The organism is Roseateles sp. P2_H4 (assembly GCF_056403315.1).
Window position 1 is genome coordinate 1 of sequence record NZ_JBFUFR010000037.1, and the last position, 26,829, is coordinate 26,829.

26 protein-coding genes are annotated in these 26,829 nt (G+C 67.4%); 11 read left to right on the forward strand and 15 right to left on the reverse strand.

Annotation, left to right across the window (positions count from 1 at the left end):
* From AC1DW3_RS23535 to AC1DW3_RS23550, 4 genes are all read right to left on the reverse strand, one after another.
* On the reverse strand, positions 1-1,887 hold a 1,887-nt coding region (locus AC1DW3_RS23535; protein WP_477935454.1), incomplete at its 3' end, for a phosphoenolpyruvate synthase.
* 40 nt (positions 1,888-1,927) lie between these two features.
* Positions 1,928-2,722, reverse strand: a complete 795-nt coding sequence (locus AC1DW3_RS23540) for an alpha/beta fold hydrolase (RefSeq protein ID WP_477935456.1) — start codon at positions 2,720-2,722, stop codon at positions 1,928-1,930.
* 517 nt (positions 2,723-3,239) lie between these two features.
* Complete coding sequence (locus AC1DW3_RS23545; protein ID WP_477935458.1) at positions 3,240-3,821, reverse strand: TetR/AcrR family transcriptional regulator; 582 nt, start codon at positions 3,819-3,821, stop codon at positions 3,240-3,242.
* 126 nt (positions 3,822-3,947) lie between these two features.
* Positions 3,948-4,322, reverse strand: a complete 375-nt coding sequence (locus tag AC1DW3_RS23550; protein ID WP_477935460.1) for a nuclear transport factor 2 family protein — start codon at positions 4,320-4,322, stop codon at positions 3,948-3,950.
* 103 nt (positions 4,323-4,425) lie between these two features.
* Here AC1DW3_RS23550 and AC1DW3_RS23555 point away from each other — a divergent pair, with 103 nt between their 5' ends.
* The gene (locus AC1DW3_RS23555) at positions 4,426-5,379 is read left to right on the forward strand and encodes a LysR family transcriptional regulator (protein WP_477935462.1); all 954 of its coding nucleotides are present in this window, start codon (positions 4,426-4,428) and stop codon (positions 5,377-5,379) included.
* A gap of 377 nt (positions 5,380-5,756) precedes the next feature.
* Here AC1DW3_RS23555 and AC1DW3_RS23560 read toward each other — a convergent pair whose 3' ends face one another.
* The 5 genes from AC1DW3_RS23560 to nirK all read right to left on the reverse strand — a co-directional run bounded on the left by AC1DW3_RS23560 (position 5,757) and on the right by nirK (position 11,607).
* Positions 5,757-6,569: a substrate-binding periplasmic protein gene (locus tag AC1DW3_RS23560; protein ID WP_477935464.1), complete on the reverse strand. Its 813-nt coding sequence runs from the start codon at positions 6,567-6,569 to the stop codon at positions 5,757-5,759.
* Between the two features lie 44 nt (positions 6,570-6,613).
* Positions 6,614-8,602, reverse strand: coding sequence for a S1 family peptidase (locus AC1DW3_RS23565; protein ID WP_477935466.1), 1,989 nt, complete (start codon positions 8,600-8,602; stop codon positions 6,614-6,616).
* Positions 8,603-8,900: 298 nt separating this feature from the next.
* Complete coding sequence (locus tag AC1DW3_RS23570) at positions 8,901-9,455, reverse strand: SCO family protein (RefSeq protein WP_477935468.1); 555 nt, start codon at positions 9,453-9,455, stop codon at positions 8,901-8,903.
* Positions 9,452-10,174, reverse strand: a complete 723-nt coding sequence (locus tag AC1DW3_RS23575) for a formylglycine-generating enzyme family protein (protein WP_477935470.1) — start codon at positions 10,172-10,174, stop codon at positions 9,452-9,454. Before AC1DW3_RS23575 ends, AC1DW3_RS23570 begins: the two co-directional genes overlap by 4 nt.
* Entirely contained in the window at positions 10,174-11,607 is a 1,434-nt protein-coding gene (gene nirK, locus AC1DW3_RS23580; RefSeq protein WP_477935472.1) for a copper-containing nitrite reductase, read from the reverse strand. The genes AC1DW3_RS23575 and nirK overlap by 1 nt, the downstream gene beginning before the upstream one ends.
* A gap of 77 nt (positions 11,608-11,684) precedes the next feature.
* Here nirK and AC1DW3_RS23585 point away from each other — a divergent pair, with 77 nt between their 5' ends.
* The 3 genes from AC1DW3_RS23585 to AC1DW3_RS23595 all read left to right on the forward strand — a co-directional run bounded on the left by AC1DW3_RS23585 (position 11,685) and on the right by AC1DW3_RS23595 (position 12,818).
* Entirely contained in the window at positions 11,685-11,945 is a 261-nt protein-coding gene (locus tag AC1DW3_RS23585) for a hypothetical protein (protein WP_477935474.1), read from the forward strand.
* A gap of 4 nt (positions 11,946-11,949) precedes the next feature.
* On the forward strand, positions 11,950-12,495 hold the full coding sequence (locus tag AC1DW3_RS23590; protein ID WP_477935476.1) for a 2'-5' RNA ligase family protein: 546 nt from the start codon (positions 11,950-11,952) through the stop codon (positions 12,493-12,495).
* 92 nt (positions 12,496-12,587) lie between these two features.
* A complete protein-coding gene (locus AC1DW3_RS23595) occupies positions 12,588-12,818 on the forward strand; it encodes a hypothetical protein (protein ID WP_477935478.1) in 231 nt (76 codons plus the stop codon).
* Here AC1DW3_RS23595 and AC1DW3_RS23600 read toward each other — a convergent pair.
* The 6 genes from AC1DW3_RS23600 to pxpB form a co-directional block, all read right to left on the reverse strand.
* Positions 12,808-13,794: a DUF72 domain-containing protein gene (locus AC1DW3_RS23600; protein ID WP_477935480.1), complete on the reverse strand. Its 987-nt coding sequence runs from the start codon at positions 13,792-13,794 to the stop codon at positions 12,808-12,810. The two genes, AC1DW3_RS23595 and AC1DW3_RS23600, sit on opposite strands and share 11 nt — an antisense overlap.
* Positions 13,794-14,753 (reverse strand): DUF979 domain-containing protein, encoded by a 960-nt coding sequence (locus AC1DW3_RS23605; protein ID WP_477935482.1) that lies wholly within the window; start codon positions 14,751-14,753, stop codon positions 13,794-13,796. Before AC1DW3_RS23605 ends, AC1DW3_RS23600 begins: the two co-directional genes overlap by 1 nt.
* Entirely contained in the window at positions 14,750-15,460 is a 711-nt protein-coding gene (locus AC1DW3_RS23610; protein WP_477935484.1) for a DUF969 domain-containing protein, read from the reverse strand. The genes AC1DW3_RS23605 and AC1DW3_RS23610 overlap by 4 nt, the downstream gene beginning before the upstream one ends.
* Positions 15,461-15,639: 179 nt before the next feature.
* Positions 15,640-16,374 carry a 5-oxoprolinase subunit PxpA gene (pxpA, locus tag AC1DW3_RS23615; RefSeq protein ID WP_477935486.1) on the reverse strand — a complete coding sequence of 245 codons (735 nt, stop codon included), beginning with the start codon at positions 16,372-16,374 and terminating at the stop codon, positions 15,640-15,642.
* The gene (locus AC1DW3_RS23620) at positions 16,359-17,291 is read right to left on the reverse strand and encodes a 5-oxoprolinase subunit C family protein (RefSeq protein ID WP_477935488.1); all 933 of its coding nucleotides are present in this window, start codon (positions 17,289-17,291) and stop codon (positions 16,359-16,361) included. Before AC1DW3_RS23620 ends, pxpA begins: the two co-directional genes overlap by 16 nt.
* Positions 17,288-17,941, reverse strand: coding sequence for a 5-oxoprolinase subunit PxpB (gene pxpB / locus AC1DW3_RS23625; protein WP_477935490.1), 654 nt, complete (start codon positions 17,939-17,941; stop codon positions 17,288-17,290). The genes AC1DW3_RS23620 and pxpB overlap by 4 nt, the downstream gene beginning before the upstream one ends.
* A 48-nt stretch (positions 17,942-17,989) precedes the next feature.
* Between pxpB and AC1DW3_RS23630 the strand changes: the two genes are divergently transcribed.
* The 7 genes from AC1DW3_RS23630 (at position 17,990) to AC1DW3_RS23660 (ending at position 26,655) form a co-directional block, all read left to right on the forward strand.
* Positions 17,990-18,502 (forward strand): winged helix DNA-binding protein, encoded by a 513-nt coding sequence (locus tag AC1DW3_RS23630; protein WP_477935492.1) that lies wholly within the window; start codon positions 17,990-17,992, stop codon positions 18,500-18,502.
* A 16-nt stretch (positions 18,503-18,518) separates the two neighbouring features.
* Positions 18,519-19,061 (forward strand): tRNA adenosine(34) deaminase TadA, encoded by a 543-nt coding sequence (gene tadA / locus AC1DW3_RS23635; protein ID WP_477935494.1) that lies wholly within the window; start codon positions 18,519-18,521, stop codon positions 19,059-19,061.
* Entirely contained in the window at positions 19,061-20,047 is a 987-nt protein-coding gene (locus AC1DW3_RS23640) for an LD-carboxypeptidase (RefSeq protein WP_477935496.1), read from the forward strand. The genes tadA and AC1DW3_RS23640 overlap by 1 nt, the downstream gene beginning before the upstream one ends.
* A 171-nt stretch (positions 20,048-20,218) precedes the next feature.
* Positions 20,219-22,396, forward strand: coding sequence for an ABC transporter substrate-binding protein (locus AC1DW3_RS23645; RefSeq protein ID WP_477935498.1), 2,178 nt, complete (start codon positions 20,219-20,221; stop codon positions 22,394-22,396).
* Positions 22,396-23,379, forward strand: coding sequence for an ABC transporter permease (locus tag AC1DW3_RS23650; RefSeq protein WP_477935500.1), 984 nt, complete (start codon positions 22,396-22,398; stop codon positions 23,377-23,379). The genes AC1DW3_RS23645 and AC1DW3_RS23650 overlap by 1 nt, the downstream gene beginning before the upstream one ends.
* Positions 23,376-24,812: an ABC transporter permease gene (locus AC1DW3_RS23655; RefSeq protein WP_477935502.1), complete on the forward strand. Its 1,437-nt coding sequence runs from the start codon at positions 23,376-23,378 to the stop codon at positions 24,810-24,812. The genes AC1DW3_RS23650 and AC1DW3_RS23655 overlap by 4 nt, the downstream gene beginning before the upstream one ends.
* Positions 24,805-26,655 carry an ABC transporter ATP-binding protein gene (locus tag AC1DW3_RS23660; RefSeq protein ID WP_477935504.1) on the forward strand — a complete coding sequence of 617 codons (1,851 nt, stop codon included), beginning with the start codon at positions 24,805-24,807 and terminating at the stop codon, positions 26,653-26,655. The genes AC1DW3_RS23655 and AC1DW3_RS23660 overlap by 8 nt, the downstream gene beginning before the upstream one ends.
* Positions 26,656-26,829 lie beyond the last annotated feature (174 nt).

Consider the following 26,829-nt stretch of genomic DNA (forward strand, 5'->3'; position numbering starts at 1 on the left):
CTGCAGGCCTTCGGTGAATCGGCGCCGGCCGGCGCCCGACTCGAAGCTCTTGATGTTGACCAGCAGCATCGGCAGCATCAGCGACGGCCTCTCCCGCCACCGCGGCCGGGCCACATCGATCTCACCGATGCAGCGCATGCCATACAGCTCAAGCCACCGCCGGATGGCGCGGCCGGCCTCTGGACCACCCGGTAACTTCTCCAGCCCGTCCAGGAAGCAGTCATCGCGGGCCTCCTTCAGAAAGGCGACGAGATGCCGATGCGGGCGAATCTCATCGGCAACGTCCATCAGCGCCAGCCCCATCTCGGTCGTCACGTTGCCGGCCACCGACAAGGTCAGCGTGTCGGCCGCGTTTTTCTCTCCCAGCCACGCCTTCAACTGGTCGTTGAGCCACCACTGCGCCTCGACCCCCGCGAAGATGAGCTTGATGCTCTGCTGCGCCGACTGCAATTTCCTGAGCTCCTGGATGTCGCTCAAGATGAAATCCAGCAGCGCGTTGCCGGCCTTCGTGCGGAGGTCGCGCTCGGCCGCCGCGATGGAGACGCGGTACGCCTCGATCATTTCCCCGACCAGTGACACATCGACGTCTGCTTGCGCCTCGTTGCCCACCGGCCGCGCGGGTTGAGGGGCCGCGTCGCGTACCGTCGGGATGAAGTCGCCGCGCCGAAGCAGGGTCTCGATGGCATCGCGCACGAGAGGGTCGCCTCGTTCGAGCATGGCCAACTGGCTGGCCCGCTGGCTTGGCGATGCCAGCGCCTGGCTGATGTCCACGAACAACCGCCCGCCCGCATCATGCATACGGGGATTCATCAGCTGCCACATCGACACGCCAAGAGGCCGCAGCGGGTCGGTCATCATCTGTTGATGGCCTACCGACACGTAGACGTGGTTCTCGTGGTCGGTCGCCGCAGGGACGGGAAACAGCGTAGTGATGGAACGGCTCTGCACGAAATGGAAACCGTTGTCCTGGAGACACCATTCGATGTCCTGGGGCCAGCCGAAGTGCGATTCGATCCGCCGACCGAGCTGCACGAGTTCCAGCGCCTGTGCGTCCGTGAGGGCCGGTTGACTCTGCAATGCGGCGGCGACCGCCTGCTCCCGCGTGCCGCCCTCCGGCAAGGCCAGGACGGCCAGCTTCTTGTCGCCTGTCGTTCGGGTGATGATCAGCCCGTCCCGCACCTTGTAGTGGTCTGGATTCACCAGTCCACCCACCAGCGCCTCGCCCAGCCCAAAGCTGGCGTCGATGGCAGCCACCTTGCGGTTGGATGAGACCGGGTCGGCGGTGAACAGGACGCCCGCCACGCGCGGGACGACCATCCGCTGGACCACCACGGCCATCAGCACCTGACGATGGTCGATGCCATTGTGCAGCCGGTAGGCGACGGCACGCTCGGTGAACAGCGATGCCCAGCACCGGCTGATCTGCCGCAGGATGTCTGCAAGCCCGACGATGTTCAGATAGCTGTCCTGTTGACCTGCAAACGACGCGGTCGGCAAGTCCTCGGCTGTCGCGCTGGAGCGGACCGCATACGCAGCTTCCTCGCCAAGGCCCCGCAGCTCGGCGGTGATCGCGTCGACGAGGTCGCCGGGCATCGCGGCGGCCTCGATGGCGTGGCGGATGTCGGCGCTGGCGGACCTGATCTCTTCACGATCATCAGCCTTCAGGCCTGACAGGCGATCCAGCAGACCGTGCCAGGTCGGCACTTCTGTAAGGATGCGCTGAAAGGCTTGTGTCGTTACGCAGAACCCGTCCGGAACGCGAATGCCCTCGATTCGCGCCAGTTCCCCAAGATTGGCTCCCTTGCCGCCGACGGTATTGAGCAGTGTCCGATCAACGTCCGCGAGCCGCAAAGCATAGGGACCCGAAGGTGCAGCGGTGAATGCCATTGCTTGAGCTCTCAATTGCCGTTGAGAGGCCAGTTGGCCGTCACTTTCCATCCAGAAAGGCCGCCGCGGCCTTCCCCACGGCGTCAGTCGCCAGCAGGTTGTAGTGCGTCGTGTTCGGGATGACGGCCCACTGGCCCGCCGGCCGCTGCGAGCCGTCCATGCCTGCGTCCTRCCGCCCGCCACCCAGCAGCTTGTAGAACTCCACCATGTGCTCGGGCCGCATCGCGTCGGCGTCGGCGAACACGAGCAGCGTGCGCGCCTTCACGGCGGCGAGCTGGGCCGTCCAGTCGTAGTCGTGGCTTTCAAGCTCGCCGATCTTGCGCAGCAACGCCTCCCACTTCACGTTCGGGTAGAGCTTGGCCATGGGTGACTGTGCGATGTTCTGCGCGATCATCGGCGCGTGCGCTGCCATCGCGTCGAACGCGGCAATCACCTCGGGGTACCAGCCGGCGCGCTTGAACACTTGCGACACCACCACCAGCCGGTCCACCAGCCCGGGGTGGCGGACCGCCACCTGCTGCGCCACACCGCCGCCCAGCGAATAGCCCATCACGTCGATCTTCTTCAGGCCGAGGTGGCGGGCCAGCGCGGCCACATCGTCGGCCATGTCCTCGAAGCGAAGCGGGCGCTCTACGTCCGGCGTGTGGCCGTGGCCTTGCAGGTGCACGGCGATGACCTGGCGCTGCGCGGCCAGCGCGGCCAGGTTGGGACCGAACGCCTCGCTGGCCGACACGCCGCCGTGCAGCAGCATGAGCGGGCGGCCGCTGCCGTGGATCTCGTAATACAGGTTCACGCCGTTGACGGCAGCGTGGGCGGAACGGATGGCGTCGGTCATGGGAACTCCAGTGGGTGTTTGAGAGGTGGAAGCAGGGGCCGCCTTGGCCGTGAAGGGGAGCGCGGTCAGCGCAGGAAGGGTGAGCAGCGAGAACAGCTGGCGTCGGTGCATGCGTGTCTCCGGTTCATGGGGATGCAACCCTCCCTGGCGGCTCATGCAAGTCACCACGAAGGCAGGTCAGGGTCAGGGGAAAGCGCCTAGGACGGTTTGCGCGGCTTGCGCCTCGCCCGATCTGGCGGCGGCTGCGCGAACGTCATATGCGGGTAGGGGCGAAGGTGGTCCAGGCAGTCAGCAGCGACGGCCGGCTCGTGGCAAGGACGAGCGGTTCGTTCTGGGACGGCGGAGCCTGGCCGGTCTCACTCACGGTGAGCCCTCCGTCTAGCGACCTCGGTGCGGTGGTCCGCGTCTCGAACCGCCGCGCTGGGTTGATGGGCAAGCCGATGCCGCTCGCCTACCGTTGCGAACGCGGGCAGAGCGGCGAGAAGGCAAAGCGCCGCCGCGAAGTCGGTGAGTGCCTTCATCTGTCTTGCGGCCGAGGATTGGCATCGCGCGGCTGTGGAGCGCACAGCCCGTCGATGTAGAAATCGAGGTGCCGGTGAGCGAGCGAGCGCTCTTCGCTCGATGGCATTCCCATGGCCAGCGGCCGTGCAAAGCGCGTCAGGGCGAACACGATGTCCCGCTCGGAGAGATCAGCGCGAAGCGAACCGCCCTGCTTGGCGCGTGCAACGAGGGATTTCATGAGCTTCGCCGCGCGGGAGCGAAGATCGTTCCAGTCTCGTTTTTCCAGGAGTGGGTGAATGATGTTCACCGCCCCGATCCCGTTGTCGAGCGCCACGTGCATGTATTGGCGCAGCGTATCGACGCCGTCGGGAACCGATTCAACGAGGGCCTCTCCAGCATGGATGGTCTTTTCCAGTACATGACGAACGGCGGCGTGCAGAAGGGACTGTTGATCCGGAAAGTGCCTGTAGAGGGTTGCTATGCCCACCCCGGCGCGTTCGGCGACAGCGTCTCGTGCCGGCTCGCCGCCCACCTCCAGGATCAGGTCGACCGTGACTTCAACAAGCCGTTGCCGATTCTTCTGGGCGTCAGCCCGCATCACACGCCAAGTCAGTTCTTCGGTCCATAAGCGGAGAATATTCCTCCGTTTAATGTCGTGTCAAGTGTCGGGAAGATCGCGCTGAATCAGGCCCGGCGCGACCTGCGTCCACAGGCCGTCCTCCCTTCAGTCGAAACTGCCTACCACGAAGGACGCCTTCACCGTGATCAGCCACTCGCCCTCAACCTTGTGCAGGACGAAGTGATCGTTGAACAACTTCTTGCCGATCCGCACCCTCACGTTCGCCGTTGAAAGGCAGTCCGAAACGTGCTCAACCGAGAGGATCGCTTCGTCCCTCGGCGCGTCAGTTGAGCGGGGACTCGGCCTCCCACGGATGAGCGACGCATAGTCCTGCGAGGACAAGACATTCAGTCGTCCTCCGTCAAGCCACTGCACGAAGCAGCTCGGGTGGAAGACTTTGTTGAAGTCACGGCTCTTCGGCTCATAGGCCAGTTCGAAGTAATCCTCTATCAAAGCGGCTACGGCTTGGGTCTGGGTCATCGCGGGCCTTCATCACTGGTTGAACGATTCGTATAGTGAGGAATCCTTCCGCGCTCGACTACAGCGAAGCGGTTATCGCTGCCATTACCCAAACACATAGACCATGGATGATCTGGATGGAGGGCTTGTCATCGGCCTGCTGACGCTGAATGCGGTCGCCCAATCGAAAAGTTTTGGTCGGGCCGCTGCCCGTCTGGGTAAGACACAGCCTGCGGTGAGCCGCTCCATCCAGCGATTGGAGGACCGCTTGGGCGCCAAGCTCGTGCATCGCACAAGCCGACACGTTGAAGTGACGGACGCTGGCCATGCATTGCTCTCGAAGGTACTGCCCCTTCTCCAGGGGTTAGAGGATGCGACCATTGGCGCCGCCGACCAGGCATCAGCCGTCAGCGGTACGCTGCGCGTCGCCTGCGATGCGCGGTTTGCCGGCCTCGTGTTGGCACCGGAGTTGGCGAAATTCCTGGCGGCCCACCCGTCCCTTCAACTGAGGCTGGAGACGCGGAACGAACTCTCGGACCTGGTGAGCGACGGGTTTGATCTTGCAGTCAGGTTTGGGCCTCCGTCGGTCTCGACCTTGGTCTGCCGCCGTCTCTACAGTCCGCGCGTTCTGACCGTCGCCGCACCGTCCTATCTGGCGCAACGCGGTAGGCCCAGCTCCCCACAGGATTTGGTGGATGACGGTCACGAATGCATCAAGGCCATCGATCCCGCCACCGGCAGGCCTTTCGAGTGGGAGTTCTGGCGTGGCGATGAGAAGGTCAAAGTGGCCGTCAGCGGCAGCCTGACGGTCACGGACGCTGGAACCAAGATTGGGGCCTGCCTCGCAGGCTACGGGGTCGCCCAGGTGATCGACCTCGGTGTCGACACGCACGTGAGAGCGGGCACGCTCGAGACCATCTTGACGGACTGGCCAGACGAGACTTTTCCTCTCTATGTCTACTATCCCAGCCGCGCCCACGTTCCGGCCAAGGTCAGGGCATTCATCGATTTTGTAGTCCGCATGATGGCGGGGCCCCAGCCCAGGAAGGACGCCTGCCAACCGTCAGCGGGGCCATAGGCACTCCGAGTTCAAGTTCGTTCAGAGCGCGAGTCGATACCGTCGCTGATACCGTCAGACCATGCGTAGTTGGACGCTCTGATACCGTCATTTCGGCCAATGCTGGGCGCCTCGGCAGACCGAAATGAGGTCACTAGAACGGCGCATGTCCAACTCGAGGCGCTGTGGGACGACGAGTGCGGGTTTGCCAGCGGTAGGGATCCGTCGACGCTGGTGACGGTATCGCTATGAACTAGGCACCGAATATTTGATGCTGCCCCTTCGAGCGCGCTCGCAGCTTGACCATCGAGTGGGAGTGATTCAAAGTCGGGCCGGGCTGGATCCTGACAACCCGAGTTGCTACCGTCAGGCACCCTGACGGTATCGGTTGCCTGCCGCTATTTTTCGCTGGGTCGCGTCGCAAGCGCTCGGGCTGTCGGCCGGTCAACATAGCGCGCGAAAATCGCCTCAAGCGTGCCGTCGGTGCGCATCGTCTCGATCGCGTTGCGCATCTTGTCGACGTCGACGGCGGCAACCCGCTGGCGCGACAGCACGAGTCCGAGGACTGCGTTGTCCTGCGGCGCGAAGTCGAGGATTTGAACCTTTCCGGCCAACTGGTTGCGCTTGAGTAGTGGGCCCCAAACCACCGGTTGGCTTAGGAAGGCATCGACGCGTCCTGCAGCAAAGACTCTGGCGAGAACTTCAAGATCTGCCACGTCATCGATGCGGCCTTCGCGACGGAGTGTTTCAATCCAGACGTCCAGCGTTGCGCCATGGACGAAACCCTTGACCACACCCAGACGTAGAGACTTTTGCGCTCGGAACTCGTCCATGGTCTTCGTTGCGGCAGCCAGTTCGTTGCGCACGATCAGGTAGTTGCGATTGTTCAGGACGTAAGGAACGAAGTACGCAAATCTCTGCCGCTCAAGCGTTTCTATGCCCGAGACCGTCATGTCAAGCGTACCCCCGGCCAGCGCCGTCCAGGTGCGCACGCGAGACTCCATGACTCGCACCAAGGTGCAGCCCGTGCGCCTGCCGACCTCCTCGACAACATCGCGGTCAATGCCGACGTAGTCGCCTGCCGGGTTCTTGAAGTACAGCAAGCCCGTTTCGTAGAAGGCCACTTGATAAGGCCCGCAGGGCGCTTCATGGACCTGCAGTTCAGCACTGGCGAACAGCGTCGCCACCAGACAAGTCAGGACTGCCTTCATCCTTCGAGTTTAGAACTCGGTCGGGCTAGCGTGCCGTCGCGCGATCAGCGCTCGTTGACCTTCGCCTGTTGCATCAGCAGGTCGAGCTTGGCCTTCATCCGGTCCTGCGGCGTGCCGGTCTCGGCGCGGTACTGGAAGGTATAGAGGACGTCCGGAGCCGGCTGGGCATCCGCAACGCCATAGATCGTGCTGATCATTTGCCTGTTGTTCGCGGTCAGCGCAACGCCGTCGTAGGGATGGGCGTGATGAAGCCGTTTGCGCCATTCCGTCTTCGCGGCCTCACTCCCGACCTCGGCGGGTGTCCCATGGCGAAAGACGTCGATCTCGGTCTTCTCGTCGGGGTTGTAGGCCACGATGCCTGCGATGTCGAACTGGGCTCCCTCGGGTTCACGGGCGAAGGCGAAGTCCAGCCGCAGACGGCTGCCCTGATCGATCTTCTGCAACTCGGGCCCGTAGCTGAAAGCCACGCGGCGATCGTCGAAGGCGAAGCTGTGGCCATAGTCGATATGCAGCACCGATGCCGCCAGCGGCTTGGGCAGCAGGGCCCGCTGCGACAGGAAGCGGTCCCATTGCGACAGCTTTCCTTCGTAGGACGCCGCGAAGAAGCCGGTCAGCAGCTTCATTCGCTCGATCTGGAAATTGCGCCCCAGCGTGGAGACCCTGCTCTCGAAACCGACCGTACCGTCGGGCACGGGCAGGTCGAATTCGACCAGCCAGTCGCTGCCGAACCAGGTGGTGATGCGCCAGGCGCGCACTTGCCATACCCGGCCCCAGGTGTCGGTGAAGAGGGTGTCCTCGGTCGGGGCGCCCATTGAAACGACCTTGGCATTCTCGGCATTGATGTGGATCGTGGCCGGGGACGCCTTGAGCACCGCCTCCCTGACCATCTGGGCGTCCGAATACCACTTCGCCTGATTGACGTCGTCCGGCTTGTGCCGGTGGAACACAAGGTATCCCTTGAAGTTGGCCGAATCCTGCCAGCCCTCGCGGCCAAGATCGAGCCGCGTGTAGCTCGGCTGCGTGAAGGTCCAGTTGCCGTTGCCGTTCTGCACGACGATGGCGGGCGCGCTACGCTCGTAGAGGCCGTGAAGCAGCCGTTCGCTGCCGCTGCCGCGGGGGAAGGTTTCGTTCGCGTTGTCGGAGAGCAGCCCGCGCAGCTGGGTCGCATTGAACTCTTCCACCGCCTTCATGTAGGCCGCCGACAGCTCGGCGAAGCTCTTGGGCGCGGGGATGTCCGTCTTGAATCGTCCCGCTCGCGTCTTGTCGAAGACGGCAAAGCCGGTGACGGCGCGCGAATCCGCGCTCACCAGGTGGTCCGGCGCGCTCTTCACGAGCGCGGCGGGAACGGCAATGTTCAGCGTGTTCTCGGTGGTGCGCATGGCACGCACGAGGCCGATCACGCTGCCCTTGGCGTCGATCAGCGGTCCACCGCTGTTGCCGCCCGATATCGGCGCGGAAAACCGCATCCACTGCCAGCGCCCGCTCTCCTCCTCCGGCGTGTCCGACGTGTAGTTCCCTTCCCGCATGACGACGCCCTCGCCGAGTGCGTTGCCGACGGCGTAGACCGTCTCGTTGAGCTCCGGCTTGTCGTTCAGTTCCAGGAAGGCGGAGCGATCCGGCTGCTTCGCCAGCGTGAACACCGCAAAGTCCTGGTCGGTGGAGCCCTTGGTGATCAGCGCAATCGGATAGAGCTTGCCGTCCGCGTCGCGCAGCATCGGCTCGCCGCGCGAGTCGCCGAACGCCGCGATCAGCACGTGCATCGCCGTGGCGTACTGGTTCGGGCCGATGGCGAAGGCAGTCCCTATCGACACGTACTTGTCGGAGCGCAGCTGGTAGGGAATCAGCTCCTGCCAGGGCTTGTCGTAGGTGACGGACTCCTGGGCCGGCTTGGGCAGTACGACTTCAAAGGTCGCCTCGCGCACGTTGCGCTGAATGCCGGCCTCCAGCGGCGCCGCGTACGCGCCGACGCCGAGCTGCAGAGCGAGAACCACGGCCCCGCCGATGCGAGCTGCCGCTGCCAATGACTTTTGCATACGCCTCCCTGATGGTGGCGGCCCGAAGAGGGCGGGGCCGCCGAGGGATGTTGTGGCGGGCAGGCTGCCGGCTGGTATCGAGCGGGTGAAGAAGGATGARGTGCCTGACTGGGGCCGGTCGGCCCGGCTGCCGGTGCGGGGCTCTTCCTCGGCGTCCCCGCGGCGGCGGGTGTCAGGCTTGCCGCCAGGTCAATGCACGATCAACAGCCGTCGGGGCAGGCCTTGCGCTGGCGCAGTGTGCCAACGCGATGGCCAGCGCCACGATGGTGGCCGTGGTGGCGTGGGTTGCATGGCCGTGTCATCGCGCCGCCAGCTGCTTGCGTATCGCTGCCACCATGCGCGTGTCGGCGCCCGCCAGCATGGCTGTGCGGGCCGCGATGCGGCCTTCGCCGTCGAGCAGGATCAGCTCGGCGCTGTGATTGAACTCGCCGTCGGGCAGGGCGCGGTACTGGAATTTCAGCAGCGCGGCGATCTTGCGCGCGGTGGCCGGGTCGGTGCGGGCCAGCGTCCATTGCGAGGCGTCCAGGCCGCGCTCTCGGGCCATGCTTTCCAGCCTGGCCGGGGTGTCGCGTGTCGGGTCGAAGCTGACCAGCAACACCTTCACGCGCCGGCGCTCGGCCTCGGGCAGCGCGGCCTGGGTGTCGCGTGCGGCGTCGATGAGCATGGGGCAGACGAACTGGCAGGACGTGTAGAACATGCTGACCAGCACCGGCTGGCCGCGTGCGGCGTCGAGCTTGACCGTGTGGCCGAGCTGGTCGGTCAGGGTGGCGTCGAACTGGTAGACGGAATCGCCGGGCAGGGCCAGGGCCGCGCCCGTCAGGGCGAGCCAGCCGAGCATGAGTCGTCGTTTCATCGCTGCACCTCGTGAACACATCGGAAGCCCAGGCTGCCGGTGCTGTCGGCCGCGTTGAGCGAAGAGAGCAGGGCGACGCGCATCAGCACGGCGTAGTTCTGGCGGTCCTGCAGGTCGATGGCGCCGGCGCCGCAGAACTTCAGCCGGTCGGGATCGTTTCCGCTGCGGCTGTCGGCGTTGACGAGCAGCGCGTTGAAATCGTCCACCCACTCCCACACCAGGCCGTGCAGGTCGCGCACGCCGTAGACGTTGGCCTCGCCGCCCACGGCGGGCAGCGGCCCGTTGGCGGGCCGGGCATACCAGCCGAGGATGCGTGCCAGCCAGGCGGCGTCGCCGCGTGCATCGGTGCGGGTCGCGTCGGCGGCCGCCGCGTATTCCCATTCGTACCAGGTCGGCAGCCGCCCACCTTCGGCTTCGCAATAGGCCTGGGCCGCAAACCAGCTGACGCCGGTGACCGGTGCCGCCGTGTCGTCGAGGCCCTGCGGCAGATAGCCGGCGCCGGCAAACACCGCCGGCGCGCGACCCGGCTGCCATTGCGGATGCGCCTCCAGGAAGCGGCGGAACTCGGCGCGCGTGACAGGCGTCTCGCGCAACTGGAAGGCGGCGACCTGCGTCGGCTCGCGGTCGGTGTCGCGCGCCAGCACGCTGTTCAGCGTGCCGCCCGGCAGCGCCACATAGGCCGCGCCGGCCAGGCCGGCCAGCGCGGTGGCGAGGTTCATCAATGCCCCGCCTGGTTGGTGGTGGCGGGCTTGGCGGCGCGCTGCTTCTTCACTTCATCGGCGGAGATGCTGCCGCCTGCATTGCCCCAGCTGTTCAGCACATAGGTCAGGATGTTGGCGACCTCGTCATCGTTGAGCTGGTTCATCGGCGGCATCACCGAGTCGTAGTCCTTGCCGTTGACCTTGACCTTGCCCGACAGGCCGTGCAGCACGGCGCCGACCGCGCGCCTGGGGTCCTGGCCCAGCCAGTCGGACTTGGCCAGCGGCGGGAACACCCCGGGCAGCCCGGCGCCATTGGCCTGGTGGCAGACCGAGCAGGTGCCGGCGAACAGGGCCTGGCCGGCGGCGATCTGGTCCTTGGGCGTCAGCGTGCCGGCGGCGGCGGCCGTCGTCGCCGTGGCCACGGCCTTCAGGTTGGGCGCCGCGCGATCGCCGAGGTAGACCGAGTCGACCTCCTTGCCCGAGTAGATGGCCTTGTCCTCGGGGCCGTCGATCTTCAGGATGGCGAGTGCGCCCTTGTTGAAGGCGCGGAAGATGGAGTGGTCGACCAGCACATAGCTGCCCGGCACGCGCGCCTTGAAGTCGACTATTGCCGCGCCGCCGGCGGGGATCAGCGTCGTCTGCACATTCTTCTGCGCCAGCGTGCCGCCCTCGAAGCGCACGTTGTCGAAGATGGCGCCGATGACGTGGAAGCTGGACACGAGGTTGGGCCCGCCATTGCCGACGAAGATGCGCACCGTCTCGCCCGTCTTGGCCTGCAAGGCACGCTCGCCGGTCAGTGCACCCTCGGCGCCGTTGAACAGCACATAGGTCGGCTGCTCGGCGATGGCCTTCTCCATGTCGAAGGGCTGCTGGCCCTTCTCGCGGTATTTGCCGGTCGTGTAAAAGTCGCCCTGCATGACGTAGAACTCATGGTCGACCTTGGGCAGGCCCTGCGGCGGCTCGACGAGGATGAGGCCGTACATGCCGTTGGCCACGTGCATGCCCACCGGCGCCGTCGCGCAGTGGTAGACGTAGATGCCTTCGTTCAGCGCCTTGAAGCTGAACTGCGACTCGTGGCCCGGCGCGGTGAAGCTGGACGCCGCGCCGCCACCGGGGCCGGTGACACCGTGCAGGTCGATGTTGTGGGGCATCTTGCTGCTGGGGTGGTTCTTCAGGTGGAACTCCACCGTGTCGCCCTGGCGCACGCGGATGAAGCTGCCCGGCACCGTGCCGCCGAAGGTCCAGAAGGTGTAGCTGACGCCTTCGGAGATGGGCATGTCCTTCTCGATGACCTCCAACTCGACGATGACCTTGGCTGGCGTCTTGCGCCCGGTGGGCGGTGGCACGAAGGGCGGGCTGGTCAGCTGGGCCTGGACGACTGGCAGGGCGGGTGCGCCCTGGGCCAGCGTGGACGCGGTGATCGCGGCGAGCAGAAGCAGGCGCAGCAGCATGACGGGTCTCCGTTGTGGTTCGGGCCATGCTAGGAAGAGCCTTGGGTCGCCACCTTGCGCCAGATCAAGGGCGGGCTATGCTCCTCGGCCACATCAGCTTCCTCTGCCCCGCCATGCGCGCAGCCTTCAGCCTTCTCGCCCTCGTCATCGTCGCGGCCATCGTGCTGTCGCTCGCCAAGAAACAGGCCACAGCGCTGAAGCCGCCTGCGGCCGGCGCGTCGGCTGCGGCAGCCGCCGGGGCTTTGCCCAGGCCGAATGACGTCGGCCAGCAGGTGCAGGGCTCGATCGACGAGGCGGCCAGGAAGGCGGCCGAAGCCGCTTCGGCCGCGACGAACTGAGGCCGTGACCGGCCACAAGCTCTTCTTCGCGCTGCGGCCCGATGAAGAGACGGCCGAGCGCATTGCCCGTTTTGCCACCGCCGAGCATGAGGCGCGCGGCCTGCAGCCACGGCTGCGGCCCAGCCGCATCTTCCACATCACGCTGCACTACTTCGGCTATGTCGACGGTGAGCCGGATGCGCGCCTCGTCGAGCTGGCCAGCCGCGCCGCGTCCGAGCTCGTGTGGCCGGCCTTCGACCTGAGCTTCGACGCCTTCAGGAGCTGGGGCAAGGAACGCTCGTCCAAGCATCCCTTCGTGTTGACGGGCGGCCAGGGCCTGGAGGCGGTGCGCGAGCTGCGCGATGCCCTCCTGGAGCGGCTCGTGGCCCATGGTTTCAGTGAGCCGGAGCTGGACTACGAGCCCCACCTGACGCTGCGCTACGACAAGCGGGCGGCACCGGACTGGCCGGTCGAGCTGCCGGGCTGGGTCGCCAGCGAGTTCGTGCTCGTGAAGAGCCCGCAGGGGCTGACGCGGCATGACGTCATCGCACGCTGGCCGCTGCAGGGCTGAGGCCTGCTCCTACAGGCCGTGAAGACGCCGGCCGACGGGCGCGAAACCCCGGAGCGACCACGATGCGTCCATCCCTTCCAGTGGAGGCTGTCATGATCCTCAAGCCCATTCTTGCCCTCCTCGCCACGTCGGCCCTGGCCATGAAGGTGGTCAAGCACCTGAGCCACAAACAGCATCAGCGCCGCGTGCATCACGACCGCCAGCTGCATCGCGAAGATGTCAACCGCTGGGAGGCCGAGGGCGGCAATCTGCCCGTGCCCCAGACCGCGGCCAAGGCGCCAGCCAAGCCGCGCGCCAGCCGGACCAAGCGCGTCACCCCTTGACGATGGCCTCGGCCAGGGCGCGCACGCTCAGCGGCGCCGAGCCCTCGGCCTTGTTGGAGATGGTGACGAAGGCGTCCTGTCCCGCGCCCGCCGTGCCGCGGATGATGCGGGCCAGCTCGGCCCGCGTCTCGGGGTCGGGGTCCAGCATCGCGTTGAACTCGCCGTAGCGCTTCTCCGCTTCCTCGTAGCCGTAGGGGCCGTGCAGGCGGTTCAGGTTCCAGCGCACCACCAGCGGCCCCGGCCACAGCGCCCGCAGCAGCGGCAATTGCTGCTGCAGAGGTGGCAGCTTGGGGTGCAGGCCGACGCAGTAGCGCGCGCCGGCGTCGCGCAGCAGGGCGACGAGGTCGGGTGTCAGCCAGGCGGCGTCGCGCACCTCCACCGCAATGACGCCGGCGGGTGGCTTGGGGCATGCCAGCAGCAGGGCGTGCAGGCGATCGAACTGCTCGCTCATGCGCGCGAGCAGCGGCCCCGGCAGCGGGCTGAGCTGGAAGACGAGGGCGCCGATGCGCGTGCCCAGGCCCTCGAAGACCGGCTCGATGAAGGTCTGCAACGCCGTCGTCGCGTCGAGGAAGAGGGGATTGGGCTCCTGGCCACGGCCGTCCTCGCTGCGCACCAGGGCGTCGGTCACGAGGCTGGGCGCCTTCACCGTGAAGCGAAAGCCCTGGGGCACCTGCTGGGCATGGCGCTCGAAGTCGCTGGCCGCCAGCGGCCGGTAGAAGCCGCGGTCGATGCCGACGGCGCGCAGCAGCGGGTGGGCGGCATAGGCGCTGAGGCCGGTCTTGGACAGCGTCGCCTCGCTGTGCTTGCCGGCCCAGACCAGGTCCTGCCAGCCCGGGTAGCTCCAGGTGGACGTGCCGAGATGCACCTGGGGCGGCAGCGCGGCGGCGAGCGCTAAGTCAGCAGCCGCCGGCGGCGCGGGCTGGACGCCGCGGCTGCGCTGGGCCGGCGTGTCGCCACCGAACAGCTGGTCCTGCATCAGAACATCAATACCTTCAGCAGCACGATGTTGACGCCCAGCAGCAGCAGCGCCGTGGGCCATTGCGCGCGGATGACGGCGTTCTTGTCCTTCAGTTCGAGCAGGGCGGCGGGGATGATGTTGAAGTTGGCGGCCATGGGCGTCATCAGTGTGCCGCAGTAACCGCAGAACATGCCGATGGCCGCCATGACGGCCGGGTTGCCGTGGTGCATGCCGAGCAGGATGGGGATGCCGATGCCGGCCGTCATGACCGGGAAGGCCGCGAAGGCGTTGCCCATGACCATGGTGAACAGCGCCATGCCCAGCGCATAGGCCGCGACGGCGAACAGCACGTTGTCGACCGGGATATAGCTCGTCGTCAGATGGGCAACGGCCTTGCCGACGCCGGCGTCGGTGAAGAGCAGGCCCAGCGTGGCCAGCAGCTGCGGCAGCAGCACCGCCGGGCCCATGGTCTCGAGCAGGCGGCGTGCCTCGCGCACGGCCTGCATGGGGCGCTCGCGCGTCATCCACAACGCGCCAACCAGGCCAATGAGGGCGCCGAGGCCGACGCTGATCAGCGTGACGTTCTTGCTCTCGACGAGCAGCAGGCCGCCAAGGCTGACATCCTTCAACGTCAGCGTGCCGACCAGGGCCAGCGTGGTGATGGCGAGGATGGGCAGGAAGAGCTTGTTGCCCAGGCGGGCGGCACTGGCCTGGCGCTCGGCCGGCTCCCGCTGGCCATGCTTGCCGATGGACACGCCGCCCAGGCCGCCGAGCGCGGCGAGCATGAGGACGATCAGCCCGCAGACGACGGGCGGCAGGCTGTCGCCGACCAGGTAGATGACGGCCCACAGCGCCCAGAACAGGCCGCTGCTCCAGCGTCGCGGATTGCTGCGGTCGCGGCAGGTCAGCCAGGCGACGATGAGCAGCGCGGCGCCGGTCAGCAGGAAGAGCTGGTCGAGCTTGAGGATGGAATTCATTTGGCCTCCTCGGCGCGAGCGCGGGCGATGTCTTGCGGCAGGCGGTGGTCCATGCGGATCAGCCGCGCGGCGTGGATGAGGAAGGCCGCGATGGCCGTCGGGATACCCCACAGCGCGATGTGCAGCGGGTCGGTGACGATGCCGTTCTCGGCCAGGAAGGTCTGCATCAACACGATGGAGCCGAAGGCGACGAAGATGTCCTCACCAAAGAACAGGCCGACGTTGTCGGTCGCCGCGGCCATGGCCTTCCATTTGTCGCGTACCGCCTGTGGCACGGGGCCGTGCGTCTTCTCGGCGGCGGCTTCGGTCATGGGCGCCACCAGCGGCCGCACCATCGGGGCATGGCCGCCCAGCGACGTCAGGCCCAGCGCCGCAGCGGTCTCGCGGATGAAGAGGTAGACGACCAGCAGCCGGCCCGCCGTCGCCGAGCGGATGCCCGCGATCCATGTCTGCGCGCGCTCGCGCAGGCCATGGCGTTCCAGCAGGCCGATGATGGGCAGGGGCAGCAGCAGGGTCAGTGGCAGGTTGCGTGTCTTGACGAAGCCGGTGCCGAGCTTGGCGAGGATGAGGTCGGGCGGCAGCTTGGCTGCGAGGCCGGTCGCAATGCCCGCCACCGCGACGACGAGGACGGGGTTGAAGCGCAGCACGAAGCCGACGATGACGACGGCGACGCCGATCAGCGGCCAGAGGGAAACGGTGGGGGTCATGTCAGTTCTCCGTTGCGTGTTCACACATGATTCTTGCGGGCCGAGCGCTGGGCCGCTCCCGAGCCGGCCCGCGCTGACGATGTGCTCGCGGCTCGATGCCGTGAGCATCGTCATCCCCTCGGGGGATCGACCGGGCTCGTCGGCGTTCAGCCGGGCGAGATTGGACGAGGGGCGTCATTTCAGGCGCGCAGTTGCACGCCGGCTTGGGTGAGGGCCTGGTTCAAGGCACGGGCGAAGGCGAGGGCATGCGGGCCGTCGCCGTGCAGACAAATCGTTTGGGCCTGCATCGGCACGGTCTCGCCGGTGACCGCCTGCACGACGCCGTCGCGCACCATGCGCAGCGTGCGTGCGACGGCCGTGCCGGTGTCTTCGATGAAGGCGCCGGGTTGGCTGCGCGGCACCAGGCTGCCGTCCGCGCGGTAGCCGCGATCGGCGAAGACTTCGGCGACCGCGCGCAGGCCGGCGCGTTCGGCGGCTTTCAGCAACTCGCCGCCGGCCAGGCCGTAGACGGCGAGCGCTGGATTGACGTCGAGCACGGCGGCGGCGATAGCGTCGGCCAGGTCCGGGTCGCGCGCGGCCTGGTTGTAGAGGGCGCCGTGCGGCTTGACGTGATGCAGGCGACCGCCGGCGGCGCGCACCAGGGCGTCCAGTGCGCCGATCTGGTAGATCAGGTCGGCGCGAACTGCATCGGGCGCGAGTTGCATCTCGCTGCGCCCGAAATTCTCGCGGTCGGGGTAGCTGGGATGGGCGCCGATGGCGACGCCGTGCCGCAGCGCCGCCGCGACGGTGGCCTGCATCAGCCGCGCATCGCCGGCATGCCAGCCGCAGGCGATGTTGGCGGAGCTGACGAGGGCCAGCAGTTCGGCGTCGTCGGGTGCGCCTTCGCCGAGGTCGGCGTTCAGGTCGACATGCATAGGGCAGTCCTCAGTTGGGCCAGCGTGGTCTGGCGTTCGCGCAGTGCGGCGGTGGCCTCATCGGTAGTGCAGGGCGTGAAGCGCAAGGTGGCGCCGAGGCGCAGCTGGCCGAGCTTCCACAGGTCGGCGCGGATGACGACGCCGATCTTGGGATAGCCGCCCGTGGTTTGCGCATCGGCGAGCAGGACGATGGGCTGGCCCGAAGGCGGCACCTGGATGACACCGGGCAGCACGCCATGCGAGGCCAGCTCGGCACCGCGTTCGCGCCGCAGCTCGGGGCCGGCGAAGCGGTAGCCCATGCGATTGCTCTGCGGCGTGAGCTTCCAGTCAGCGGCCCACAGGGCTTCGCGGGAAGCCGTGGAAAAGTCCTCGTGCTCCGGGCCGGGCAGCACCCGCACCGTCGCGTCCCAGTCGGGCGGCCGCATGCCGATGCTGCGTGCGGGCAGGCGCTCGGGCGTGGCCAGCGGCAGTGCATCGCCATCATGCAGAGCGCGGCCTTCGAGCCCGCCGAAACCGGCCTTCAGGTCGGTGCTGCGCGAGCCCAGGGCCTCGGGCACGGCGATGCCGCCCGAGACGCTCAGATAGCTCCTCATGCGCTCGCGCGGCGCGGCGAGCTTGAGCGTCTGGCCGGCTCGCACGCGGTGGCGCCACCAGGGGCGCAGCGGGCGGCCGTCCAGCGAGGCTTCGGCATCGGTGCCGGTGATGGCGATGCAGCAGTCGGCATCCAGGCGCAGCACGGCCGGGCCCAGCGTGAACTCCAGGCCGGCGGCGTTGACGGGGTTGCCGACGAGCAGATTGCCCCAGCTCAGCGCGAGGTCGTCGACGGCGCCGCAGCGGCTGATGCCGCGATCGCGCCAGGCCTCGCGGCCGAGGTCCTGCACGGTGGTCAGCGGGCCGGCGCGCAGCAGCTCGATCATGCAGCGCCCTCCGCGACAAAGCGCACGCGGTCGCCGGGCGCCAGCAGCGTGGGCGGCTCGGCTTGCGGGTCGAAGAGGGGCAGGGCGGTGCGGCCTATGAGTTGCCAGCCGCCGGGTGTGGCCAGGGGGTAGATGCCGGTCTGCGCGCCGCCGATGCCGACGCTGCCGGCCGGCACGGCCACGCGCGGTTCGCTGCGGCGCGGTGTGTGCAGCGAGGCATCCAACCCGCCGAGGTAGGCGAAGCCGGGCTGGAAGCCGATGAAGAAGACGACATATTCGGCCTGGGTGTGGCGTTGCACGACTTCAGCGGTCGAAAGGCCGCAATGGCCGGCGACGTCGCCCAGATCAGGGCCGTCGTAGCGCACCGGGATCTCGACGAGGCGACCCACCTGCTGGCGGCGCAGCGGCCTGGCCCACAGTGTGCGAACGGCCTGCTCCAGCGCCTGGCCATCGGTGTGCAGCGGGTCGAAAGTCAGCGTCAGATTGTTCATGCCAGGGATCAGGCCCAGCACGCCCGCGGTCTGGGCCAGGCCCGCGCCGAGCTGCCAGATGCGCTGCTGGTGATCGAGGGCGATGGGCGCGTCGACCGCACAGCACAGCGCCGCCTCGCCCAGCGGGCGAATGAGGAGGTCGGGCGGCGTGCTGCTCATTTGGATTTCAATAAAACGTATACGATTTGTATTCGACACGTGTTTATCATGTCAATCATGGTTCGCAGCATCGTGTCGTCTTCGCATCTGGTGTCGGACAAGAGCGCCGAGCTGTCGGAGTTCGAGTTCGGCCTCATCGTCGTCAGCAATGCCTTCAACCGCTGGATGGTGCGCTGCATGGCCGCCGCCGGCATGAAGGATCTGGCCGCGCTGGACATCTCGTTGTTGCACCACGTCAACCACCGCGACCGCAAGAAGAAGCTGGCCGACATCTGCTTCGTGCTGAACGTGGAGGACACCCACGTCGTCGCCTACTCGCTGCGCAAGCTGGTCGGCATGGGGCTGGTCAGCAGCGAGAAGATCGGCAAGGAGGCCTTCTTCTCCACCACCGAACAGGGTCAGGCCCTGTGCGAGGCCTACCGCGAGGTGCGCGAGCGCTGCCTGATGGAAGCGCTGGCGGACAGCGGCCAGCAGAACCAGGACATCGGCGACAGCGCGCAACTGATGCGGCTGCTGTCGGGGTTGTACGACCAGGCATCCCGGTCCGCCGCTTCCCTCTAAGTAAACTGCCGGTCCGATGACCGAGCCGATCTACACGCCCGCCGATGAACAAGCCATGAGGCTCGCGCTGGACCAGGCGCACAACGCCTGGCTGGTCGGTGAGGTGCCGGTGGGTGCCGTCATCATGCGCGCCGGCCAGGTCATCGCGACCGGCTACAACCGCCCCATCACCACGCACGACCCGACGGCCCATGCCGAGATCGTGGCCCTGCGCCACGCGGCCACGCTGCTGGAGAACTACCGCCTGCCGGAGTGCGAGCTCTTCGTGACGCTGGAGCCCTGCGCGATGTGCGCGATGGCGCTGATGCATGCGCGCTTCAAGCGTGTCGTCTTCGCCGCCGCCGACCCCAAGACCGGCGTGGCCGGCTCGGTCATCGATCTGTTCGGCCAAACCCAGCTCAACCACCACACGCGCGTCGAGGGCGGGCTGATGGCCGACGCCGCTTCGCAGCTGCTGCGCGACTTCTTCGCCGAGCGGCGCGAAGCCGCACGCGCCCGTCGCGCCGAACGGCAAGGGCTCATTCCCGCCGGCGAAGCCACCGAACTGGACCCATCCTGATGACCTCACTCACGTTGTTCACGCCGTCCGGCGTGCTCGCCAAGGCTGCACCGTTGAAGCTGGCGGCCAAGCGGCTGACGCAACTCGGCTTCGAGGTCAGCATCGATGCCGATGCGCTGGCCAAACATCAACGCTTTGCCGGCGACGACGCGACGCGGCTCGCGGCCCTGTATCGCATTGCCGACGCCGCGCCCTCGGTCGCCCTGGCCACGCGCGGCGGCTATGGCCTGACGCGCCTGCTCGACCAGCTCGACTGGGGCCGCATCGCGCGCAGCATCGAGCAGGGCACGCGCTGGGTCGGCTACAGCGACCTGACGGCGTTGCAGAACGGCTTGATCGCTCGCCACAAGGGTTTGTCGATGTGGGCCGGCCCGCTGGCCTGCGACGATTTCGGCCGGACTCAGGCCGACGGCGGTGTCGACGAGATCACGCAGGACTGTTTTACCGAGGCCATGAGCGGCGCGCTGGAGGCCGTGGGCTTTCGTGAACCGACCGGTGGCTTCGACGGCCTGGAAGCGCGCGGCCGGCTCTGGGGCGGCAACCTGACGGTGCTGTGCTCGCTGCTGGGCACGCCGCACTGGCCCAAGGTCAAGGGCGGCATCCTCTTCCTGGAAGACGTCAACGAGCACCCCTACCGCGTCGAACGCATGCTGCTGCAGCTGCAGCAGGCCGGCGTCATCGACGCCCAGGCGGCCGTGCTGCTGGGCGATTTCAGCGGTGCCGCCAAGTCGCCGCTGGACCGTGGCTACGGCATCAAGGACGCCGTGGCCGCGCTGCGCGCGCGCACCAAAACGCCGGTGCTGACCGGTCTGCCCTTCGGCCATGTGCGCACCAAGGTCTGCCTGCCGGTGGGTGGCACGGTGGAGCTCTATGTGCAGGGTCGCGAGGCCATTCTGGGCTGGCAGTCCGACCCGCGGCTGGCACATGCCGCCCACCATGACCATGATGGCGATTGCGGCGACGACTGCGGCCACGACCATCACTGAAGTCACCCCGGGTTTTCCTCGCCGCTTTTAGCTCTGGCAGGGCCTGTATAGACGAGTCGCCCGACTATCATTCCCACATCGCCTCGGCCCGCGCCGGGGCGCTGTCTTTTGGGGTCGGTGTTGGGTGCAATCGGGTATTGGATCAGGGGTGGCTTGGGCGCTTTGGCGTTCATGTCGCTCGCCGCTTGCAACAACAGCCCCCACCCGCATGGTGCCGAGCGTGAGAACACGCTCTACATGGCTTTCGCCGAGCGCTCGCCGCGCTATCTGGACCCGACCTCGTCCTATACGGCGCCCGAAAGCACCTACACCTACGAGATCAGCGAGCCACCCTATGGCTACCACCCGCTCAAGCGCCCCTACACGCTGATCCCGCGCTCCGCCGCCGAGGTGGTCCAGCCCTACTACCTCGATGCCCAGGGCAAGCGCCTGCCCGATGACGCGCCGGACGAGCAGATCGCCGAGGCCGTCTACGACATCCCCATCCGCCCGGGCCTGAAGTGGTCGCCCCATCCCGCCTTCGCCAGGGATGCCCAGGGCGGCTATCTCTACCACCACCTCAAGCCCGGCGAGCTGGGCGACAAGCGCAGCCCCTTCGACTTCAAGCAGCTGGGCACGCGCGAGGTCGTCGCGGAGGACTTCGTCTACGCGCTCAAGCGCCATGCCAACCCGCGCATCGAGACACCCATGCAGGCGGTGTTCTCCGAGCACATCCTGGGGCTGGCGGACTATGTCGCGCAGATGAAGCGCGAGAGCGTCCGGCAGCTCGCCGGCCAGCCCGACAGCCTGGCGGACAAGCCCTTCCTGGACCTCCGCCAGTGGCCGCTGGCCGGCGCCCAGGCGGTGAACGAGCATCTGCTGCGCGTGCGGCTCAAGGGCCGCTATCCGCAATGGCGCTTCTGGCTGGCCACCAACTTCACGGCCGCCATCCCCTGGGAAGTGGACGCCTTCTATGCCCAGCCCGGCATGGCGGCCAACTCGTTGACATGGAACCAATGGCCGGTCGGCAGCGGCCCCTTCATGATGACCGAGTACGTGCAGGACCGCCGGCACGTGATGAGCCGCAACCCCAACTACCGGCCCGACACCTACCCCTGCGACGGCAGCCCCGGCGACGCTGAAGCCGGGCGGCTGGCGGACTGCGGCAAGCGCGTGCCCTTCGTCGACAAGGTCGTGGCCATCAACGTGAAGGAGAAGGTGCCGATCAAGGAGCTGTTCAAGCAGGGCTATCTCGACCTGCCCGAGATGGACCGTGCCGACTGGGGCGTCAACCTCGCCGTCGACCGTGATGACTCCGACGAGGTCAAGGCCTTCTTCGAGCAGCGGGGCTTCCAGCTGCCCATGGACGTCGACATCAGCAGCTGGTACCTCGGCTTCAACTGGCTGGATCCCGTCGTCGGCCGCGGCGACACGCCCGAGCAGCAGAAGCGCAACCAGGCGCTGCGCCAGGCCATCTCCATCGCCATCGACTGGGAGGAGGGCTATGGCCGCATCTTCCGCGACAAGGGCGGCGACGCGGCACACGGGCCGATTCCGCCGGGCGTGTATGGGTCGAAAGAGGGCGACGCGGGTGAGTACAACCCGGTCACGCACCGGCTCGTGAACGGCAAGCCGGTGCGCCGGCCGCTGGAAGACGCCTTCAAGCTGATGGCCGAGGCCGGCTACCCCGACGGCCGCGACGCCAGGACCGGCAAGCCGCTGGTGCTGAACTACGACTTCCAGCGCGTCATCACGCCCGAGCTCAAGGCCGAGAACGACTGGATGGTGCGCCAGTTCGCCAAGCTCGGCATCCAGCTCGACATCCGCGCCACCGACTTCAACCAGTTCCAGGAAAAGATCCTGAAGGGCAAGCACCAGATCTTCTGGTGGGGCTGGTTCGCGGACTACCCCGACGCCGAGAACTTCCTCTTCCTGCTCTACGGCCCCAACAGCAAGAGCCACCACGAGGGCGAGAACACGGCCAACTACGCCAACCCCGAGTTCGACCGCCTGTTCCGCAGGCTGCAGTCGCTGGAAGATGGCCCCGAAAAGGCCAGGGTGATGGCGCAGATGACGGACATCGCGCGCCAGGATTCGCCCTGGGCCTGGGGCTTCTGGAGCTATTCGGGCGTGGCCTTCCAGCGCTGGGTGCACAACGGCAAGCCCGGCGTCGTCGTGCGCGACCGTGCCCGCTATCTGCGCGTGGACRCCCAGGAGCGCACGCGCAGCATCGCCGAGTGGAACCGACCGGTCTGGTGGCCGCTGCTGCTGCTGGCGGCCGGCGGGCTGGTCATCTTCATCGCCACGCGCCGCGCCTGGCGCGCCCGCGAGACGGCCACGGCCGTGCAGGTGCAGGGGGAGGGGGCCTGATGCTGTCCTTCGTGCTGCGCCGCCTGGGCTATGGCCTGGCCATCCTGATCGGCGTCAACCTCTTCACCTTCTTCCTGTTCTTCTCGGTCAATACGCCGGATGACATGGCGCGGCTGAACATCGGCGGCAAGCGCGTCACGCAGGTGCAGATCGACAAGTGGAAGCAGGAGCGTGGCTACGACAAGCCGCTCTACTTCGATGCCACCAGGCAGGGCGGCGAGCGCGTCACCCACACCATCCTGTGGGAGCGTTCGGTGTCGCTGTTCGCACTGGACTTCGGCAAGAGCGACGCGCGTCAGGCCATCAACATCGGCCACGAGATCAAGGTGCGCATGGGCGTCAGCCTGCAGCTGGCGCTGCCCCTGTTCATGCTGCAGGTCGTCGTCAGCGTCGCCTTCTCGCTGCTGCTGGTGTTCTTCCGGCACAGCCGCATCGACTTCTGGGGCGTCGTGCTGTGCGTGCTGATGCTGTCGATCTCCAGCCTGTTCTACATCATCGTCGGCCAGTTCCTGTTCGCGCGCGTGCTCAAGCTCGTGCCCATGAACGGCTTCGCGCCGGGGCTGGATGCGCTCCGCTTCCTGGCCCTGCCCATCCTGCTGTCGCTGCTGTCGCGCCTGGGCGGCGAGGCGCGCCTGTACCGTGCGATGTTCCTCGAGGAGATGGGCAAGGACTATGTGCGCACGGCACGCGCCAAGGGCCTCTCCGAGGGCAGGGTGCTGAGCCGCCATGTGCTGCGCAACGCCCTCATCCCCATCATCACCAGCGCCGGCAGCTATCTGCCGTATGTCTTCCTCGGCAGCCTGGTGTTCGAGAGCTTCTTCGGCATCCCCGGCCTGGGCGCCTTCGTCATCGAGGCCATCACGGGCCAGGACTTCGCCATCGTGCGCACCATGGTCTTCCTCGGTGCGCTGCTCTACATCGCCAGCAATGCGCTGATCGATATCGCCTACACGTGGGTTGACCCCCGCGTCAGGTTGTCATGAAGTTCGTGCCGCTCTGGACCGACCTCGCCCTGTGGCTGATGACCGCCACGGTGCTGGCCTATGCGTGGCGGGTGAGATGCCAGCCCAATCTGCGGGCGACGTGGCGGCGCGTGCTGCGCGATCCGGTCGCCGCCTGTGCTGGCGTCGTCATGCTGCTTTTCCTGCTCGTCACGCTGGTGGACAGCCTGCACCTGCGCCGCGCGCTGCCGACGACGGACGGCAGCACCGTCTACGACACSAGCACGCTGTCSRCGCTGGACCTGCTGCTGGCGCGCCAGCTCGCSATGCGCGAGGTCAGCTACTCGGTGCCGCTGGGAACGCATGGCTTCAACAAGGAGAGCGTCGTCGACGCCCAGGGCGAGGTGAAGCGCGACTACCCGCGCCTGCAGTTCGGCGGCGCCCACCTGAGCGACCCGGCCACGCAATGGGCTGGTGACGTGGCCATGCGCACGGGCGCTGGCCTGGCGGGCGGCCTGGCGCTCGCCCTCGCGGCCGTCGCGCTGACCGCGGCGGCCCTGGCGCGGCGCCATGGCGGCTGGCGATGTGCGCTGGCCGACCTGGCCGCCGATCGCACCTTTTACCCGCTGCGCGCCATCCTCGTCACGCTGGCCGTCGTGCTGCTGCTGGCCGGGCCCGTCATCGCGCTGATGCCCCACTATCACGTCTTCGGCACGGACCGCACCGGCAACGACGTGCTCGTGCAGGCACTCAAGAGCGTGCGAACGGCCTTCGTCATCGGGGCGCTGTCGACGCTCGCGACGCTGCCCATCGCGCTGCTGCTGGGTGTGCTGGCGGGCTACTACAAGGGCTGGGTGGACGAGCTCATCCAGTACCTCTACACGACGCTGAGCTCGGTGCCCAATGTGCTGCTGATCGCCGCCTGCGTGCTGCTGGTGCAGGTCTTCTTCGACAAGAACCCCGATCTCTTCGAGACGGCGGCCGAGCGCTCGGACGTGAAGATGCTGATGCTCTGCCTCATCCTCGGCCTGACCGGCTGGGCCGGGCTGTGCCGCTTGGTGCGCGCCGAGACGCTGAAGGTGAGAGAGCTCGACTACGTGCAGGCCGCGGCGGCCTTCGGCGTGGGCGACCTGAGCATCATGGCCCGCCACGTCGTGCCCAATGTGATGCACCTGGTGCTGATCACCGTCGTGCTGAGCTTCTCCGAACTCATCCTCTACGAAGCCGTGCTGACCTATATCGGCGTCGGCGTCGACCCGCTGATGAACAGCTTCGGCAGCATGATCAACCTGGCCCGCGCCGAGATGTCGCGCGACCCGCTGGTGTGGTGGAGCTTCGCGGCGGCCTTCGGCTTCATGGTCGGCCTGGTGCTGGCCGCCAACCTGTTCGCCGATGGCGTGCGCGACGCCTTCGACCCCAAGGCGCGTTCCGCCCGGCCGCGCGTGTTCCAGCGCAAGGGGGCCGTCGATGCTTGAGATCGACGACCTGCGGGTTCAGCTCGATGCCGACGCCGGCCTGGTGCGCGCCCTCGACGGGCTGCGCCTGGCGCTGACGCGTGGCGAGACCTTTGCGCTGGTCGGCGAGAGCGGCTGCGGCAAGAGCATGACGGCGCTGGCCCTGATGCGCCTGCTGCCCGAGAACGGCCGCGTCGCCGGTGGCGCCGTGCGGCTGGACGGCCAGAACCTGCTGGCCCTGCCCGAGAGCCGCATGCGCGAGGTGCGCGGCGGCCGGGTGTCGATGATCTTCCAGGAGCCGTCCACCAGCCTGAACCCGGTCATGCGGGTCGGCCAGCAGATCGTCGAGGCCATCGAGGCCCACACGCCGCTGCGCGGCGCGGCCGCACGTGCCAAGGCCCTCGACTGGCTGGCCCGCGTCGGCATTCCCGAGCCGCAGCGGCGCATAGCCGACTACCCCTTCCAGCTCTCCGGCGGCCAGAAGCAGCGCGTCATGATCGCCATCGCGCTGGCCGCCGAGCCGGAATACCTGATCGCCGACGAGCCGACGACGGCGCTGGACGTGACCATCCAGGCGCAGATCCTCGACCTGATCCGCGACCTGCAGCGCGAACGCCAGCTGGGCGTGCTGCTGATCACGCACGACCTCGCCGTGGTCAGCGGCATGGCCCACCGCGTGGCGCTGATGTATGCCGGCCAGATCATCGAGGTCGCACCCGCGGCCGAGTTCTTCGCTCACCCCAGGCACCCCTATGCCCGTTTGCTGTTGCAGGCGCTGCCCGATGCGGCGCGGCGCGGTGAGCCCTTGGCGGCCATTGCGGGCACTGTGCCGCCCTTGTCGCTGGAATTCGCCGGCTGCCGCTTTGCGCCGCGTTGCGACCGGGCCATGCGCCACTGCGCGAACACGCCCCCGGCGCTGACCGAGGAAGGCCCGCAGCACCAGGTGCGTTGCCTGCTCTACAGCCAGCCCGGCGAGGCTTTGTTGCCGCGCGAAGCCGCGAGTGCAAAGGTTTTGCCTCCTGCGGCGACGGGCGAGGGCGCCCCCTTGCTCGATGTGCGCGACCTGCGGGTGCGCTTCATGCTGAAGGCGCCGCTGTTCCAGCGCGGCTCGCGCCACTTCGATGCGGTCGACGGCATCGGCTTCCAGCTGCACGCAGGCCGCACGCTGGCCCTGGTGGGCGAATCCGGCTGCGGCAAGACGACCTCGGGCAAGGCCATCGTGCAATTGCTACGTCGCCAGGCTGTCATCAGCGGCGAGGCGCTCTTCGAAGGCCAGGACCTGTTCAAGCTGACCGGCGCCGACCTGCTGCGGGCACGGCGCCACATCCAGATCATCTTCCAGGACCCGTTCGCGTCGCTGAATCCGCGCATGCGTGTCGCCGACGTGCTGGAGGAGGGCTTGATCGCGCTGCGTCCTGACCTGGATGCGGCGGCCCGCCGCGCGCGCCTGCACATGCTGGTCGACCAGGTCGGCCTGCGCCGCGACGCGCTGCAGCGCTGGCCCCACGAGTTCTCCGGYGGGCAGCGCCAGCGCATCGCCATCGCCCGTGCACTGGCCGTCGAGCCGCGCTTGATCGTCTGCGACGAACCGACGTCGGCGCTGGACGTGTCTGTGCAGGCCCAGATCCTCAACCTGCTGCGCGAATTGCAGCGCGAACAGGGCCTGGCCTACCTCTTCATCACGCACAACATCGGCGTCGTCGAGTACATCGCCGACGAAGTCGCCGTCATGCAGGCGGGTCGCGTCGTCGAGCGCGGAAGTTGTGAAGAAATTTTCAGACAGCCTTCTGCAAGCTTTACGCAAGCTTTACTAAAGGCAGTTCCGCGCCTCGTCCCGGCCTCGTCGCGTGCCGACAACGGCTAGGGGTTTCACTCTAGGCTTCGTAACTTCAGGAAACCCTTTCGCATCAAGGGCTTACCTGTGGGTGGCGGCGCCCTAAGGGCATCTACGGGGCGGGGCGAATGTTGCGCCCGCACAAACTTCCGGCACCCCAAATCTGAGCCGATCGCTCAGGTCAAGGATTGGCCCTATCCGGCC